Raw genomic sequence first — 15321 nt, forward strand, 5'->3', positions numbered from 1 at the left:
TGCTCCTTTCCGTCCCTTCGCCGACCGGGTTAGCTGACGGGTTCGGAGAGGGAGGTCTCCTACGGCCGCGAGGCCGATGCACCCCAGGTACCTGGGTCCCCGGTTCCATGTGGATTAGGCGATCCGCACGACGTCGTCCGACGGTCGAACGACTGTAGCCGCGCGTACTGTTATGGAAAGTTAATACTAAAGCCGTCTGAATCCAAGTGGTTCCTTAGGGGCAGTTGGGACGGCCGTGGACCCCGCTGAACCTTCGTCACCGAACGGTGCGTTCCTGACCAGCGCACCGACCGAGGAAGCCAGCACCTTCTGCAGCAGGCTGTAGGCCAGGATCGGCAGCAGGACGGCCGGGTTCCCCGGCAGCCGCGTGGCCGCGACGACCGCTCCGGCGCTGCTGTTGTTCATCCCGGAGGCGTAGGTGAGCGCGATCGCGTCCGCGCGCGGGACGCCGAGCCTGCCGGCCAGCACCCACCCGCTGAGGAAGGAGCCGCCGCACATGGCCGCCGCCGCGACGACGACCAGGACCAGGTAGTCGGGGTCGGGTCGCTCCACCACCTGCCGCAGCGCGCCGCAGGCGTTGGTGTAGCTGAGCAGCACCACCACGGCGAGGCCGGCGGCCCTGACCAGCGGCAGCACCGGCCCGAGCCGCGCGCCCAGCAGACGCCCCGTCAGCAGGCCCGCCGCGCACGGCAGCACGACCGCCAGCACCGCGAAGGCGCTGCACGCGTGCTCGGCGACGGCGTGCAGGTCCGCCGCGTAGGGCCCGGAGGCCAGGAACCCGCCCAGATGCAGCCCGAGCGGGATGGTGAGCGGGCTCAGCAGGGTGCTGCCGACGACCAGGCCGAGGGTCAGCGTGGCATTGCCCTCGCTCCCCTGGGCGAAGACGGTGGCTCCGGCGGCGACGGGCATGGCGCCGACCAGGGCGAGGCCGACGAGCAGGCTCTGCGCCTCGTGGACGTTGTGCCAGCCGTCGGCCGCGAGGGCGCCGACGCCGAGCAGGAGCGTCGGCAGCAGGGCGTTGGAGGCGATGCCGACCAGCAGCGCCCGGGGATGCCGCAGCAGCGCGGGCAGGGCCTCGGACCTGGCGGTCAGGCCGGCGTTGAAGACCATCAGGGCGAGGAGTCCCGCCTGGAGCGGAAAGGCGGCCCCGTCGAACCGCGCGAGCGTCACCCCGCGCAGGGCCTGTCCCGGCCCGGGCCGGGCCGCGGCGAGAACGTAGGCGAGCAGCATGATCCAGAGCAGCCGCCGTTGGACGGCGGCGGCCAGGGTCCCGAGAAGCTTCATCGGACACCGCCCGTCGTGCATGCATCGTGTACGGATGGCGGCATCACATCAGGTACGAACCCGGAACACCTCACCGAAATGGGCAGATTCATGACTTCGAGTGGAATCGGTCATGATCGGGAAGCGGGGTACAGCCAGTCCACGAGTCGGTTGGTGAGGGCGTCGACGGAGAGCGAGCGGGCGTTGGCGAAGCTGCCGTCCTGCGTCGTGGCCCTGACCCGGCCGTCGGGGTCCAGCACGACCAGCGCGGGGATGCCGCTGCGCTTCAGGTCGATCCAGCGCGCGGCCAGCGCGCTGTTGCGGTCGAAGTGGCCGACGTCGACGGTGACCAGGTGGTAGTTCCTCGCCAGCACCAGCCACGCCCCTGGCGTGGCCGAACGCTGGGCGAGCACCTGGCAGTCGGCGCACCAGTCGGCGCCGAACTCGACCAGCACCGGCCGCCCGTCCTTCCGCGAGGCCGCCTGCGCGGCGGCGACCGCGGCGGGCGCGTCCGCGTGCGGGTCGTAGCCGGTGGGCACGGGCCCGGCGGAGACGCTGGGCACGGCGACGAACGGCTGCGAGTAGCGCGGCGCGAGCCCGCCGGCCCGCCCGTTCACCTGGACGCAGGCGGCGAGCGTCAGCAGCGGCAGCAGCCCCACCAGCAGGGCTCGTAGTGATCGCACGTGACCCAGTGCAACATCGCCCCGCGAGGTCGCCGGCCCCGACGCGCCGAACAGGTGGTGGCAACACCTCAGGGGCGCGAGGCTCTGCCGATCTCCGGCTCCGCCGGGTGGGCGCGACAAACCCCCAGCCTTCGGCCGGGAGGTGTCCCCTCCGACGAGCGGATGGTCCTCGACATGCCGGGCCGTCCGCGCCGGGTGGATGCTCGCGCCCGCAGTCGATCAAGCAGAGCCTCGCGCCCCTGATCGTGCGACTAGTTCATGGAGAGGTAGGCCAGGCTGCCCAGGCCCGCGACGAAGCAGTAGACGGCGAACGGCGTCAGCGTCCTGGTCTCGAAGTACTTCGTCAGGAAGCGGACCGCGACGTAGCCCGCCACGAACGCCGCGACGCCGCCGGCCAGGATCTGGCCGTGGATGCCGTGGCCCTGCGCGCCCGCCAGGGAGGGGAGCTTGAGCAGGGCCGCGCCGCCGATCGCCGGGGTGGCCAGCAGGAAGGCGAAGCGGGCCGAGTCCTCGTGACGCAGGCCCTTGAAGATGCCCGCGCTCATGGTCACGCCGGAACGGCTGATGCCGGGGAGGAGCGCGAGGATCTGGGCCGCGCCGACGACCAGCGCGCTGCCCCAGCCGAGCTTCACGATGCGGCGGTCGGAGAGCACGTCCGGGTGCAGGTCCTCGTCACCGGGCAGGGGCTGGGGGTCGGTGGCGCGGCGACGGCCGGTGCCGCCGCGCTTGAGGCGCTCGGCGACGAAGAGGACGATCCCGTTGAGGGTCAGGAAGATCGCCGCGGGGATCGGCTTGCCCAGGTGCTCGCGGAACAGCTTGTCGAACGCGATGCCCGCGACGCCGACCGGGATCGTGGCGACGATCAGCAGCCAGGCCAGCTTCTGGTTGGCGGTCTCGATCCGCCGCTCGCGCACGGAGCTGAAGAGACCCTGCAGCACCCGCGCCCAGTCCCGCCAGAAGTAGACGACCAGCGCGACGGCCGTCGCCAGGTGCAGCGCGACCAGGACGCTCAGGTAGGGAGACTCGGCCGCGGAGACGTTGAGGTCGTTCTTGTAGGGGGCGCCCAGCAGCGCCGGCAGCAGGATGCTGTGGCCCAGGCTGGAGACCGGGAACAGCTCGGTGACGCCCTGGAGCAGGCCGACGCCGATCGCTTCGGGATAGGTGAGCACGGACGACATCGACGACCTTGGGCTGCTGGGAGGGACGGGGCCAGCCCGAAAGTACTACAAACGTGTAGACGCCTACAGGCGATGTGACGGCTGTTCATACAGCGGTCGCGTGAAGTTCACCAGCCATCCCCCGCCCGTCCTCCCCACGGCAGGAAGAGCCTCGGGGAAGCGCCGAAGGGGCGCCGAAGCGCCCCTTCGGTTCAGGGAGTTCACGCCGCCGCGGTCAGCTCCGCCCGGAGCGGGACCGAGCCCGCCACGACCCTGGAGGGCGCCGGCACGACGTTGTCCGCCGCCGCCGGCAGGACGCGGCGCAGGCGCCACGCGGCCACCGTGACCGCCACGCAGCACAGGGCGAGCGCGAGCAGGTACAGCGTCGACAGGCCGGCGCCGACCAGCAGCACGCCCACCGCCGGGCCGAGCGCGATGGCGATCTGCTTCACCAGGGCGAACGCCGCGTTGTAGGTGCCGAGCAGCCGGGCCGGGGCCAGGTCGGCGACGACCGGGCCGAGCGTCGGCGCCAGCAGCGCCTCGCCCACGCCGAACAGGACGTACGTCGTCATCATCGAGCCGACCGCCATGGCGGAGCCGCCGTGGAAGAGGCCCGCGACGCCCGCGAAGATCCACGCCGCCAGCCAGACCAGGCCGGTCGCCGCGATCGCGGTGGTCCGGCGGCGACGCGAGGTCAGCCGGACGACGAACATCTGCAGCACGACGATGGCGAAGGTGTTCGCCCCGAGGCCGAAGCCCAGCGCGGACGGGGAGATCCCGACCGTGCTCGTCGCATAGGCGGCGACGCCGCTCTCGAACTGGCCGTAGCAGGCGAAGAAGATCAGCCCGGCCAGCACGCAGAGCTTGACCATCGCGCCGTCGCCCAGCAGGGTGCGGAAGTCCGAGCGGCCCTGGGCCCCGGCCGCGGCCGGCTCGGTCGCCGGGGCGACCTGCGCGGGCAGCCGGACCGTGCCGGTCACCGCCGCGAGCACCAGGAACATCAGCGCCTCGATGCCGAACAGCAGGGTCAGGCTGGCCGGACGGGAGACGTCGACGATCTGTCCGCCGATCATCGCGCCCACGCCCATGCCGAGGTTGACGAGCGTGAACTGCAGCGCGAAGGCGTGCGAACGGGTCGCCCTGGTGGAACTGCGGACCACCATGGTGGCCAGCGCCGGCTGGCAGGTGGTGACACCCGCGCCGAACAGGAAGGCGGCCGACAGGATCGTCCACTCCGTCGTCGCCAGCCCGAAGGACAGCGCGCCGAGGGCGGTCAGCACCGCGCCCGCGACCAGCACCGGGCGCGGCCCGTAGCGGTCGATGCCGCGGCCGCCGATCGGCAGCACGGCCAGCGCGGCGGCGGCGAACAGCGTGAAGACCAGCCAGGCGGTCATCGAGCCCAGCCCGCGCACCTGCTCCACGTACACGAACATGTACGGCAGCGTGAAGCCGCTGCCGAAGGCGCTCAGCGCGTTGCCCACCTGGACCCGGCGCAGCGCCCCCCGCATCGTCAGCTCTCCGGTCGTCGTCATCTCGCGCACCGCCCTTCTCCTCTTCGCCGGCTCCCCCGGCTCATGCTTCTCTCTTCGTATCGATCGAAAGAGTACACTACTAAAGTCTTCGGTGCGAAACTTTTAAGAGCGCAAGCCTTGAGCATGAGACACTGTCGCCATGACCGACCCGTCCCAGGAGCCGCCGCAAGAGCTCGCGATCAGCGAGCAGGTCGCGGTGTACCAGCGCGAGTTCCCGAACGTGGATCCGCAGGTCGAGACCATCGTCTCGACGCTCAGCCGCCTCTCGCGGCGGATGTCGGTCGCCTACGGGCGGCACCTCAACGACCTCGGCATCTCCTCCCCGGACTGGGAGGTGCTCAAGGCCCTGATCGTCGCCGGCGAGCCCTACCGGCTCGGACCGGGCGAGCTGGCCAAGCGGATCGGGCTGACGCCGGCCGCCATGACGCACCGGGTCGACCGGATGGCCGCGGCCGGGCTGGTCACCCGCAGCCGCGACGAGAACAACAGGGTGCGGGTGAACATCGAGCTCACCGAGCTCGGCAGGGAGAAGTGGCTGGAGTCCATGCGGATGGCGGCCGTCTTCGAGGAGAGCCTGCTGCAGGACGCCGCCCCCGAGGAGCGGTCCGAGCTGGCCGCCGCGCTGGGGCGGATGCTGCGCCGGGTCGAGGAGGACCAGCCGGACGCCCAGGGGCGCGTCGAGGACCTCGACGGAGCATGAGCGTCACCGGCGGACGCGCGGGGTGAACGCGGAGAGGGGGCCGGGGAGTCGATCGACTCCCCGGCCCCCTCTCCGCGTCCGCGGGGACGCGTCAGGACATCCCCGGGACGGCTCAGGAGGACAGGCCGTTGGCCTTCAGCCAGGCGTCCGCCACCGCCAGCGGGTCCGCACCGGAGGCGCCGACCTGGGAGTCGAGGTCCATCAGCGCCGCGGTGGTCAGCTTCGCCGAGACCGCGTTCAGCGCGTCCGCCGCGCCCGAGGGCAGCGTCTTGGCCGCCAGCGGCACCACGTTCTGGAAGCCGAAGAGGCTCTTGTCGTCGGTCAGCGTGACCCAACCGTTCTTCTTGATCGACGAGTCGGTGGTGAAGATGTCGGCGACCTGGACGTCGCCGTTCTTCAGCGCCGCCTCGGAGAGCGCGCCGCCCGCGTCCAGGGCCTTGAAGGCCTTGAACTTCAGGCCGTACTTGCCCTGCAGGCCGACCAGGCCCTGCTCGCGGGTCTGGAACTCGGGCGCACCGCCGATGGTCAGGCTGCTCGCGATCTTCGACAGCGAGCTGATCGTCGAGGCGGCGGTCAGGTTGTACTTCTTCGCCGTCGGACCGTCGACGGTCAGCGAGTCCTTGTCCTCGGCCGCCGACGGCGTCAGCAGCTGCAGGTTGGGGGCCAGCTTGGCGGAGGTCTGGGCGTCCGTGTCGGCCACGCTGGTCGCGGTGGCCTTCGGGTCCAGGTAGGAGAGCAGCGAGCCGTTGTACTCCGGCATGAGGCCGATCTGGCCGCTCTTCATCAGGCCGTAGGAGATCTCGCGGCTGCCGATGTTGGCGTGGTACTTCACGGTGAAGCCCTTGGCCTTCAGCGCCTCGCCGTAGATGTCGGCCAGGATCGTGCTCTCGGCGAAGTTGTTGCTGCCGATCGTGATCGTGCCCGCGGCACCCGCAGTGGTCGGAGCCACCAGTGGGTTGCTGCTGTTCGAGCTGCTGGAAGAACCGCACGCGGAGAGGGTCACAGCGGTGGCGGAGGCGACGAGCACGGCCGCCACGCGGGTGCGACTGGAGGTGGAGGTGAAAGAGGAGGTCACTGTTCCATTCCGGCATCTTGGAAGCGTTCGCTGACGCGACGATCGGATTCTCTGTACTGACTCACAGATGATCAAAACCATTGGCGGAGAGGCGAGTCAACGCCCTTCTGGTCACGATCCTCCCCCCGTGACCGACCGATAGTGGGCCCGCGATGGCCGAAACAGGAAGCCCAACCCGGTCTTTGTAGCGCAATGTTCACAACCGACTCTGACAAACCCCCCGGGGAACCGGTAGTCTCGCCCGCGGTCACGGGTTCGGGGGGCGGGCTCAGGTTCGACCCGTTCGGAAGAGCAATTCGTCAACACGTAGGCTCGCAGGGGCAGTAGGAGTTCCTCTTGTCCTCCCTGGACACCTTGGCCGACAGGCTCGGACGCCGTCTGGCCCGACTGCCGTTCCGGCGCAAACTCAATGTGCTGATCGCGGTCCCGCTCGCCATGATCTCCGTGCTCATCGCCGTCTACGTGAACGGCCAGGTCAGCCAGGCCCAGGCCGCGGCGCACGAGGCCGGGCTGCTGGAGGCCAGCGGCACCGTCGCCGAGCTCGTCGACGACCTGCAGCAGGAGCAGGGCCAGGCCATCCTCTACTTCGAGAGCTACTCGGACTCTCCGAAGGACAAGGACCGCATCCTGTCCGGCTACATGGCCGCCCAGCACGCGACCGACCGTCAGGTGGAGAAGGTCAGGGCCGCGTTCGGGTCGACCCTGCCGCCGGACATCGCCGACCTGCTGAACGGCATGAGCGCGGCGCTGGACACCCCGCGCACCGCCGTCGCGGACGGCAAGCTGCCGACCGACAACATCGACACCGCCTACAACCCGCTGACCGAGGCGCTGCTCAACGGGCTCCACCTGACCGCACCGCAGCAGGACCAGACCACCGCCCGGCTGGCCGACCAGCTGGAGGACCTGCTCTGGGTGAACGCGGCGCACGCCCAGTTCGAGACCGCGCTGCTGTCCGCGCAGACCGGGAACGCCGACGCGCTCTCGCAGTTCAGCGCGACCGAGGGCGCCTACCGGCTCTACCGCTTCCAGCTGACGCGGTTCGGCCAGATCTCCAACAGCCAGGCGCACGCGGCGCTGCTCGCAAAGATCGACTTCAACGGCGACGAGGCGGCGCTGGACGCCGCCCACGCCGATCTCCAGCTGCGCGCCAGCGGCCTGGGCGACAGCACCCGGCTGACCAAGGCGCAGGGCTGGCAGCGGGCCATGGCCCTGCAGCCCTCCGTGGTGGCCGAGTCCCAGCGGCGTCTGTCGATCACCCGTCAGCTGGTCCCCGAGATCGCCGCCGAGGCGCACGCCGCCTCGGTCCGCGCCTGGTGGCAGGCGTCCCTGCTGCTGGGCCTGGCCGCGCTGATGTTCTTCGGCTGGGTGGCGCTGCTGGCGCTGATCCGCCGCTCGATCCTCGGTCCGCTGCAGCGGGTGACCGAGGCGGCCCGGCGCGTCTCCGAGCTCTCCGCGCAGGAACTGGCCAGGGTCGCCGACGAGGACTCTCCCGACGGCATGGACGGCACGCCCAACCTGGAGGACCTGCCGATCCTGGCCGAGGACGAGATCGGCGAGCTCGCCAAGGCGTTCAACCAGGTCCAGCAGACGGCAGGCGCGCTGCTGGAGCGGCAGGTGCTGAGCCGGCGCAACATCGCCGAGATGTTCGGCAACGTCGGCCGCCGCGTCGCCAACCTGACCGGTCGCCAGCTGACCCTGATCGACTCCGTCGAACGCGGCGAGACCGACCCCGAACTCCTGGACCAGCTCTACCGGATCGACCACATCGCGGTGCGCCTGCAGCGCAACGCCGACTCGCTGATGCTGCTGGCCGGCATCAGGGACACCGAACTGGACGGCCGCCCGGCCGAGCTCACCCACGTCGTGCGCGCCGCGCTCGGCCAGATCGAGGGTTTCGAGCGGGTCCGTCTGGCCGCGGAGGCCGACGCGACGGTCTCGCCCGACGTCGTCGGCGACATGGTGCTGATGCTCGCCGAGCTGCTGGAGAACGCGGTCTCCTTCTCCCCCGCTCACAGCGAGGTCGCGGTGACCATCCGCGAGCAGGGCGGCCAGGCCGTCCTGGAGATCGTCGACCACGGTCTGGGCATGAGCTCGGAGCGTCTGGCCGAGGAGAACGCGCGGCTGGTGCGCCGCGAGCGCCTCGACCTGGCCCCGACGCGAGTGCTCGGACTCTTCGTGGTCGGCGCGCTGGCGCGCCGCTGGGGCATCCAGGTGACCCTGGCCCGCACCCCCGGGGGCGGCGTCACCAGCAGGGTGGCGATCCCGACGGATCTGGTCACCCCGACCACGCCACGGGCCGGCCGCACCTGGTCCCCGAACGGCGCGCTCACCTCCGGGCGCGGCGAGCCGGCCACCCCGGCCCTGCCCCCCGCCAACGCGCCCGCCCCGGCGGCCGCCGTGGTGGCCGCCGCGGCGGCGGCCGTGGCCCTGCCGACCCGCGAGGCTGGCGTCGACCGCGGCGGCTGGCGCGAGCCGGTCCTGGAGCCCAGCGCGGACCTCTTCGCCCCGCGGCGCGAGCCCGAGGCGCGCCACGCGCGTCCGGTCGAACCCACCACCCCGGCGCTGCCCCCCACCCGGGTCACCCGCGAACTGCCGACCGGCCCGGCCCCGGCCGCGACCTCGGCGGGCCTGCCGCTGCGCAAGCCGCTCGCCGCGCCGACGCCGGAACCCGCCCCTGCAGCCTCTCCCGAGCCCGGGCGGGGCGACGAGTCCAGGGGGCCGCTGCGGCGGCGCGTACGCGGAGCGACCCTCCGCGAGGGCCTCGGCGCGGGCGAGCGGATCGCCCCTGTCCCGGCCGACCCCGAAGAGGTCAGATCCGCCCTGGAGGAGTTCGAGGACGCGGTGAACCGCGCCGAGCTCGAAAGCACCCAGGGCATGCGCGTCATCCCCGAGAACCCCGGCTCCACCGGCACCACCGGCAACCCCAAGCAAACGGAAGGAGTGGGACAGTGACCACCGAGCCCACCGTGCAGGACCTGCAGAGCGCCGCGGCGGACTTCACCTGGCTGCTGGGCCGCTTCGCCACCGAGACGGCAGGCGTGGTCGACGCCATCGCGGTCTCCTCCGACGGTCTCCTGATCGCCGTGTCCCGGCTGCGCGACCACGCCGACTCCGAACGGCTCGCGGCCATCGTCTCCGGCATCACCAGCCTGGCCGCGGGTGCCTCCGGCAACTACGGCCTGGGCGGCCTGAACAAGGTCATCATCGACCTGGAGGGCGGCCATCTGCTGGTCTGCTCGATCGGCAACGGCTGCGTGCTCGGTGTGGTGGCCTCCAAGGAGGCCAAGCTCGGCAACATCGCCTACGAGATGACGCTGTTCGCCAACCGCGCCGGCGCCGCGCTCAGCCCGCAGCTGATCATGGAGTTGAAGAACGGCGTCGGGGCGTGAGCGTCCCCGGGCGCGGCGAGGCGGTCATCCGCCCGCTGCGGCCGTACGTCATGGCGGACGACGACGAGGCGGGGAGGCCGGTGAAGCCCGGCGCCCCCGCGCCGGGGGAGCCGCAGCGGCGGAGTCTGGCCGTCCGGCCGTTCCTGGTCACCGCGGGGCGCGTCAGCGACGACGCGAAACTCCCGTTGGAGACGCAGGTGGTGGCCACGAACGAGGGTCTCGGCGCGCTGCCGACGCTCACCTTCGAACAGCACGACATCATCGCGGCCTGCCGCGAACCGCTGTCGCTCGCGGAGCTCGCGGCGCGGCTGCACCTGCACCTGAACGTGGTGCGCGTGGTCGCAGGCGACCTGCGCTCCGCCCGCCAGCTGACCGTCCACGCACCCCAGGCCGGCACCGCCCACGATCTCTCCGTCCTGCGCCGGGTGATCGAGGGGCTTCGCGCCGTCCCCGACTCACGAGGCCTCACGCGTGACAACAACCGCCCTGCATAACTCCTCCACGTCCGGCTCGGGCCGCCCGCCGCTGCCGGTCAAAATGGTGATCGCGGGCGGCTTCGGCGTGGGCAAGACCACGACCGTGGCGTCCATCTCGGAGATCGAGCCCCTGACGACGGAGGCCTCGATCACCGAGGTCGCGGCCGGCGTCGACGACCTGACGCACACTCCGCACAAGACCACCACGACGGTGGCGATGGACTTCGGCTGCATCACGCTGGACCCGACCCTGAAGCTGTACCTGTTCGGCACTCCCGGTCAGGACCGCTTCGGGTTCATGTGGGACGACCTGGTGGCCGGCGCGCTGGGCGGGCTGGTGATCGTGGACACCCGGCGTCTGGACGACTGCTTCGCGGCGGTGGACTACTTCGAGAACAAGGGCCTGCCGTTCGCGGTCGGGATCAACGTCTTCGACGGCAACCTCGACCACGACCTGGACGAGGTCCGCTGGGCGCTGGACATCCCCGACGCGGTCCCCCTCGTCCTCTTCGACGCGCGCGAACGCGGCAGCGTCCGCGACGCGTTGCTCGTCGTCCTCGAACTGGCTCTGGAACGCGCCGAGGCGTGACGCCGGAGCAGGCAGCCGGTTGCACTCCCTCGCGCAGTTCCCCGCGCCCCTGAGGGAGTGCAGCGCACCCCTGGACCATGGGTGCGCGTCTAGCGGGAGCGCCGCACGCCGGGGGAGACGAGGAGCCGGGTGAGGAGCCAGAAGAAGGCCAGGGTGGCCAGCGCGAGGCCGGCGACCAGGACCGCGCCGCCGACGACCTTGTCGTAGCGGACCTGGGAGAGTCCGTCGACGATGTAGCGGCCGAGCCCGCCGAAGGAGACGTACGCCGCGATCGTCGCCGTCGAGACGATCTGGATCGCCGCCGAGCGGATGCCGCTCAGGATGAGCGGGAGCGCGACCGGCAGCTCCACCTGCCAGAGGACGCGCGCCGTGGGGAGCCCCATGCCGCGCGCGGCGTCGACCAGCGCGGGGTCGACGCCGCGCATCGCCTCGTAGGTCGTCACCAGGATCGGCGGGACCGCCAGGGCCACCAGCGGGACCATGACCGGGGTCAGCCCGAGCCCCATCATGATGGTCAGCAGGACCAGCAGGCCGAAGGACGGCAGCGCACGCGCCGCCGTGGCCAGCGCGGCGAGCGCGTTGCCGCCGCGGCCGGTGTGGCCGGTCAGCAGGCCGATCGGGAGGCCGATCAGCATCGCGATGGCCAGCGCCAGCAGCGAGTACTCGACGTGCTCGGCCAGCCTGGTCGGTATGCCGTCGGAGCCCGACCAGCGGCTCGGGTCGTTGAAGAAGGTCTGGGCGAAGCCGATCAGGTTCACGCGGAGGTCGCCTTCCTCGCCCACGGCGTCAGCAGCCGCCGGGCCAGCACCAGCAGGGCGTCCAGCAGCACGCCGAGGACGGCGATGGTGAGCACCGCGTCCCAGGCGAGCAGCGGACGGTGGTAGTTCATGGCGTCGGAGAGCAGGTTGCCCAGCGCGCCCTGGTTGCCGATCAGCACGCCGATGCTGACCAGGCTGACGCTGGAGACCGTCGCCACCCGCAGGCCCGCGATGATCGCCGGTACCGCGATCGGCAGTTCCACCTGGAGGTAGCGGCGCAGCGTGCCGAAGCCCATCGCGGTCGCGGCGGCCCGGGTCTCCTCGGAGACCGAGCGCATCCCGTCGACGATCGCCGGGACCAGCACCACCAGGGTGTAGATGGTCAGCGGGATCTCGACCGTGATCGGGGTCTCACCGGTGACGTCGATCAGGAAGACGAAGAACGCCAGCGAGGGGATCGCGTAGAAGACGGTGGCCACGCCGAGCACCGGCGGGTAGAGCCAGCGGAAGCGGGCGCAGAGGAGGCCGAGCGGCAGCGCCAGCAGGAGGCCCCACAGGACGGGCAGCAGAGTGAGGTGGAACTGCCACCCCACCAGACCCCACCAGCTGTTCTGCAGGTCGCTGGGGACCTGGAAGAACCGGTCGAAGAAGCTCACGCCAGGACGCCCCGCTCGGCGTGCGCGCTGCGGATCGCGGAGGCGATGGTCTCCTGCGCGGCCACGCCGATCGCGCGGCCCTCGGCGTCGACCGCGACCGCCCACCCGGTCGGCGAGAGGACCGCCGAGTCCAGCGCGGCGCGCAGCGAGTCCCGGCCGAGGGTGAAGGCGTGGCCGTGCGGCAGCAGTTCGTGACGGAGGCCGTCGGCGCGGTCCGCGGCGTGGGCCCACCCGAGCGGGCGGCCCTCCTTGTCGGTGACCAGCACGTAGGGGGTCTGCGGGATGCTGTGCGCCCGGATCTGCTCGGCCGTGCTGTCTTCGGCGACGATCGGCTCCGGGGTCAGTTCGAGACCGGCCGAGGTGAAGAAGGACAGATGTCTGATGCCGCGGTCGGCGCCGAGGAAGTCCTCGACGAACGCGTCCGCCGGCGCGGAGAGCAGCTCCGGCGGCGGGGCGAACTGGGCCAGGTGGCCGCCCTCGCGCAGCACCGCGACCTGGTCGCCGAGCTTGATGGCCTCGTCGATGTCGTGGGTGACGAAAACGATGGTTTTGCCCAGGTCTGCCTGTATTCGCAGGAGTTCGTCCTGGAGGCCCTTGCGCACGATCGGGTCGACGGCGGAGAAGGGCTCGTCCATCAGCAGCACCGGCGGGTCCGCGGCCAGGGCGCGGGCGACGCCGACGCGCTGCTGCTGACCGCCGGAGAGCTGGTAGGGATAGCGCCGGGCCAGGGCGGGGTCGAGGCCGACCCGCTCCATCAGCTCCATCGCGCGCTGCCGCGAGCGGCCCCGGTCCCAGCCGATCAGCCGGGGCACGGTGGCGATGTTCTCGATGATGGTCCGGTGCGGGAAGAGACCCGCGTGCTGGATCACATAGCCCATGGAACGGCGGAGCGCGTTGACCGGGCGCTCACGGACGTCCTGGCCGTCCAGCAGGATCCGGCCATCGCTCGGCTCCACCATCCGGTTGATCATCCGGAGGGTGGTCGTCTTGCCGCAGCCGGACGGCCCCACCAGCACGGTGATCGATCTGTCGGGTATCTCCAGCGTGAGCCGGTCGACCGCGGTGGTCCCGTCGGGATACCGCTTGGTGACGGCGTCGATCACAATCACGAGTGCGTAGCGCCCTTCGGGCTTCGGTACCGGCTTGATAACGACCCCTCATCTTCCTGTGGGGGCGCTCACAGCGTCAATCCGCGCATGTTCGGGCTTCGTTACAAAGGGCCCACTTGTGACCCCCGCCGTTCCGTTCGCGCCCGTCCCTGTGGCAGAGTCGGCCCCTATACCCCGGATAAGAGGGACCGACACCGGTTTCTCATGGACCCCACACCGAGGCTTGCTACATTGCGCAGCCACGTGCCGGGACCGCCGCTTCAGAGGATGTGACAGTGACCGAGATTCGCGCCGAAGGCCAGGGCCGACGTCGGGGCTCGACCGCGTCCTCCGCGATGGGTTCCGCGCCCGGTGGTCGTGCCGCCGCACGCAAGAATCGCAAGAAGAGTCACAAAGGCCTCAAGATCACGGGCATCGTCGTGCTGGCGCTGGTCGTGATCGTCGGCGCGGGCGGCTGGTACGTCTGGAACAAGCTGAACGGCAACATCACCTCGTCCGACCTGTACTCCGGCAGCGGCAGCGGCGGCTCCGAGAAGGTCGACGCCTTCGGGCGCAGCCCGATCAACATCCTCATGATCGGCTCCGACGAGCGGAAGACGGCCGCCGACTGCAACCTCGGCGGCGACTGCGGCAGCCCCGGCGCGCGCGCCGACGTCGAGATGGTCCTGCACGTCTCCGCGGACCGCTCGAACGCGACGGTGATGAGCATCCCGCGCGACCTGGAGACGACCATCCCGCAGTGCAAGTCCACCAAGGACGCGGCCAGCCAGGCCGAGCACACGGACATGATCAACAGCGCGCTGAACTGGGGCCCCGGCTGCAGCGTCGCGGCGGTCCAGCAGCTCACCGGCATTCACATCGACCACTTCATGAAGATCACCTTCGACGGCGTCGTGAACATGTCCGACGCGGTCGGCGGCGTCCAGATCTGCGTGAACAAGAACGTCTACGACCCCTACTCGCACCTGAAGCTCGCGGCCGGCACGCACACCCTCAAGGGCGTCTCCGCCCTGGAGTTCGTCCGCACCCGGCACGGCTTCGGCGACGGCAGCGACCTGGGCCGCACCTACGCGCAGCACCTCTTCCTCGGGGAGATGGTGAAGAAGATCAAGAGCTCCGGCACGCTCACCGACGTGGGCGCGATGTGGAACCTCGCCAACGCCGCCACCAAGGCGCTGGCCGTCGACACCGGCCTCGGCAGCATCGACAAGCTGATCGGCCTCGGGGACGAGCTCAAGAAGTTCTCGACGGACAACATCACCTTCCTCACCATGCAGACGCAGCCGGACCCGGCCAACAACGCCCGCGTGGTGATAGCCCCCGGCGCGAAGTCGCTGTTCGACGCGATCGCCAACGACCAGTCGCTGAGCGAGATCACCAGCAAGGCCAAGGGCGGCAGCGCCTCCAGCCCCACTGCGACGGCCGCGCCGGTCAACACCGCCGACATCGCGGTGAAGGTCGAGAACGGCACCGGCATCTCCGGCCGGGCCGGCACGGTCTCTCAGGCCCTGATCGCGAGCGGCTACAGCCAGCGCACGGTCGCGCTGAGCGGCCCGTCCGCCGCGACGACGAGCCTCAGCTACCCGGCCGGCAAGGCGGCCGAGGCGCAGGCGGTCGCCAAGACGCTGGGGCTGAAGTCCACGGTGGTCAAGCAGGGCACGAGCAGCAGCATCGTCCTGCTGATAGGCGCCGACTGGCCCTCCGGCTCCACGTTCCCCGGCGGAGGCGCTTCGCCGGCCCCGGCCAACACCCAGGCCGCGCTGAACAACGCCCACAGCCAGACCGCGGGCCAGGGCGGCTGCGCGCAGGTCAGCACCTTCGACACGGTCTCCCTGCCCGGCTACGGCGGGATGACCCCGACCCGCGCCTACGCGCTGAGCCCCAAGGTCCCGAACTCGGCCCCCTGATCCGGGCCACCTGCCCCGGGCCAC

At 71.1% G+C, this 15321-nt stretch carries 14 protein-coding genes and 1 riboswitch; of the genes, 6 read left to right on the forward strand and 8 right to left on the reverse strand.

Going from position 1 to position 15321, the window contains the following annotated elements:
- Positions 1-3: 3 nt before the first annotated feature.
- A riboswitch (cyclic di-AMP (ydaO/yuaA leader) is annotated at positions 4-131 on the reverse strand.
- 55 nt (positions 132-186) lie between these two features.
- The 4 genes from BS83_RS03460 to BS83_RS03475 all read right to left on the reverse strand — a co-directional run bounded on the left by BS83_RS03460 (position 187) and on the right by BS83_RS03475 (position 4635).
- Entirely contained in the window at positions 187-1284 is a 1098-nt protein-coding gene (locus BS83_RS03460) for a bile acid:sodium symporter family protein (RefSeq protein ID WP_051942562.1), read from the reverse strand.
- A 110-nt stretch (positions 1285-1394) separates the two neighbouring features.
- Complete coding sequence (locus BS83_RS43520; RefSeq protein WP_198035136.1) at positions 1395-1946, reverse strand: thioredoxin family protein; 552 nt, start codon at positions 1944-1946, stop codon at positions 1395-1397.
- Positions 1947-2197: 251 nt separating this feature from the next.
- Positions 2198-3124, reverse strand: a complete 927-nt coding sequence (locus BS83_RS03470) for an undecaprenyl-diphosphate phosphatase (RefSeq protein WP_037600866.1) — start codon at positions 3122-3124, stop codon at positions 2198-2200.
- A 200-nt stretch (positions 3125-3324) separates the two neighbouring features.
- Positions 3325-4635 carry an MFS transporter gene (locus tag BS83_RS03475; protein ID WP_037602417.1) on the reverse strand — a complete coding sequence of 437 codons (1311 nt, stop codon included), beginning with the start codon at positions 4633-4635 and terminating at the stop codon, positions 3325-3327.
- A 139-nt stretch (positions 4636-4774) separates the two neighbouring features.
- Here BS83_RS03475 and BS83_RS03480 point away from each other — a divergent pair, with 139 nt between their 5' ends.
- Entirely contained in the window at positions 4775-5335 is a 561-nt protein-coding gene (locus tag BS83_RS03480; protein WP_037600869.1) for a MarR family winged helix-turn-helix transcriptional regulator, read from the forward strand.
- A gap of 112 nt (positions 5336-5447) precedes the next feature.
- On the opposite strand, the gene BS83_RS03485 is transcribed toward BS83_RS03480, so the two are convergent.
- Positions 5448-6410, reverse strand: coding sequence for an ABC transporter substrate-binding protein (locus tag BS83_RS03485; RefSeq protein ID WP_037600871.1), 963 nt, complete (start codon positions 6408-6410; stop codon positions 5448-5450).
- A gap of 336 nt (positions 6411-6746) precedes the next feature.
- Here BS83_RS03485 and BS83_RS03490 point away from each other — a divergent pair, with 336 nt between their 5' ends.
- The 4 genes from BS83_RS03490 to BS83_RS03505 are packed head-to-tail and all read left to right on the forward strand — an operon-like array spanning position 6747 to position 10867.
- Entirely contained in the window at positions 6747-9365 is a 2619-nt protein-coding gene (locus tag BS83_RS03490; protein WP_051942564.1) for an ATP-binding protein, read from the forward strand.
- Complete coding sequence (locus BS83_RS03495; protein ID WP_037600873.1) at positions 9362-9802, forward strand: roadblock/LC7 domain-containing protein; 441 nt, start codon at positions 9362-9364, stop codon at positions 9800-9802. The genes BS83_RS03490 and BS83_RS03495 overlap by 4 nt, the downstream gene beginning before the upstream one ends.
- Positions 9803-9852: 50 nt before the next feature.
- The gene (locus tag BS83_RS03500; RefSeq protein ID WP_037602422.1) at positions 9853-10296 is read left to right on the forward strand and encodes a DUF742 domain-containing protein; all 444 of its coding nucleotides are present in this window, start codon (positions 9853-9855) and stop codon (positions 10294-10296) included.
- Positions 10297-10339: 43 nt separating this feature from the next.
- Positions 10340-10867, forward strand: coding sequence for a GTP-binding protein (locus BS83_RS03505; RefSeq protein ID WP_084713117.1), 528 nt, complete (start codon positions 10340-10342; stop codon positions 10865-10867).
- 89 nt (positions 10868-10956) lie between these two features.
- Here the strand turns inward: BS83_RS03505 and BS83_RS03510 are convergent, their stop codons facing one another.
- From BS83_RS03510 to BS83_RS03520, 3 genes are read right to left on the reverse strand one after another with little or no spacing between them, the layout of a single operon-like run.
- On the reverse strand, positions 10957-11625 hold the full coding sequence (locus tag BS83_RS03510) for an ABC transporter permease (protein ID WP_037602426.1): 669 nt from the start codon (positions 11623-11625) through the stop codon (positions 10957-10959).
- Positions 11622-12281, reverse strand: coding sequence for an ABC transporter permease (locus BS83_RS03515; protein ID WP_051942566.1), 660 nt, complete (start codon positions 12279-12281; stop codon positions 11622-11624). Before BS83_RS03515 ends, BS83_RS03510 begins: the two co-directional genes overlap by 4 nt.
- A complete protein-coding gene (locus BS83_RS03520) occupies positions 12278-13390 on the reverse strand; it encodes an ABC transporter ATP-binding protein (protein ID WP_037600874.1) in 1113 nt (370 codons plus the stop codon). The genes BS83_RS03515 and BS83_RS03520 overlap by 4 nt, the downstream gene beginning before the upstream one ends.
- A gap of 275 nt (positions 13391-13665) precedes the next feature.
- Here BS83_RS03520 and BS83_RS03525 point away from each other — a divergent pair, with 275 nt between their 5' ends.
- Entirely contained in the window at positions 13666-15297 is a 1632-nt protein-coding gene (locus tag BS83_RS03525) for an LCP family protein (protein WP_232248034.1), read from the forward strand.
- Positions 15298-15321 lie beyond the last annotated feature (24 nt).

Origin of the sequence: Streptacidiphilus rugosus AM-16, assembly GCF_000744655.1 — a bacterium.
Classification (GTDB): domain Bacteria; phylum Actinomycetota; class Actinomycetes; order Streptomycetales; family Streptomycetaceae; genus Streptacidiphilus; species Streptacidiphilus rugosus.

Bases quoted from the DNA above. Each gene is read 5' to 3' on its own strand.
- BS83_RS03460 (WP_051942562.1), bottom strand. From the start codon at position 1,284: ATGAAGCTTCTCGGGACCCTGGCCGCCGCCGTCCAACGGCGGCTGCTC.
- BS83_RS03470 (WP_037600866.1), bottom strand. From the start codon at position 3,124: ATGTCGTCCGTGCTCACCTATCCCGAAGCGATCGGCGTCGGCCTGCTC.
- BS83_RS03475 (WP_037602417.1), bottom strand. From the start codon at position 4,635: ATGACGACGACCGGAGAGCTGACGATGCGGGGGGCGCTGCGCCGGGTC.
- BS83_RS03480 (WP_037600869.1), top strand. From the start codon at position 4,775: ATGACCGACCCGTCCCAGGAGCCGCCGCAAGAGCTCGCGATCAGCGAG.
- BS83_RS03500 (WP_037602422.1), top strand. From the start codon at position 9,853: ATGGCGGACGACGACGAGGCGGGGAGGCCGGTGAAGCCCGGCGCCCCC.
- BS83_RS03505 (WP_084713117.1), top strand. From the start codon at position 10,340: ATGGTGATCGCGGGCGGCTTCGGCGTGGGCAAGACCACGACCGTGGCG.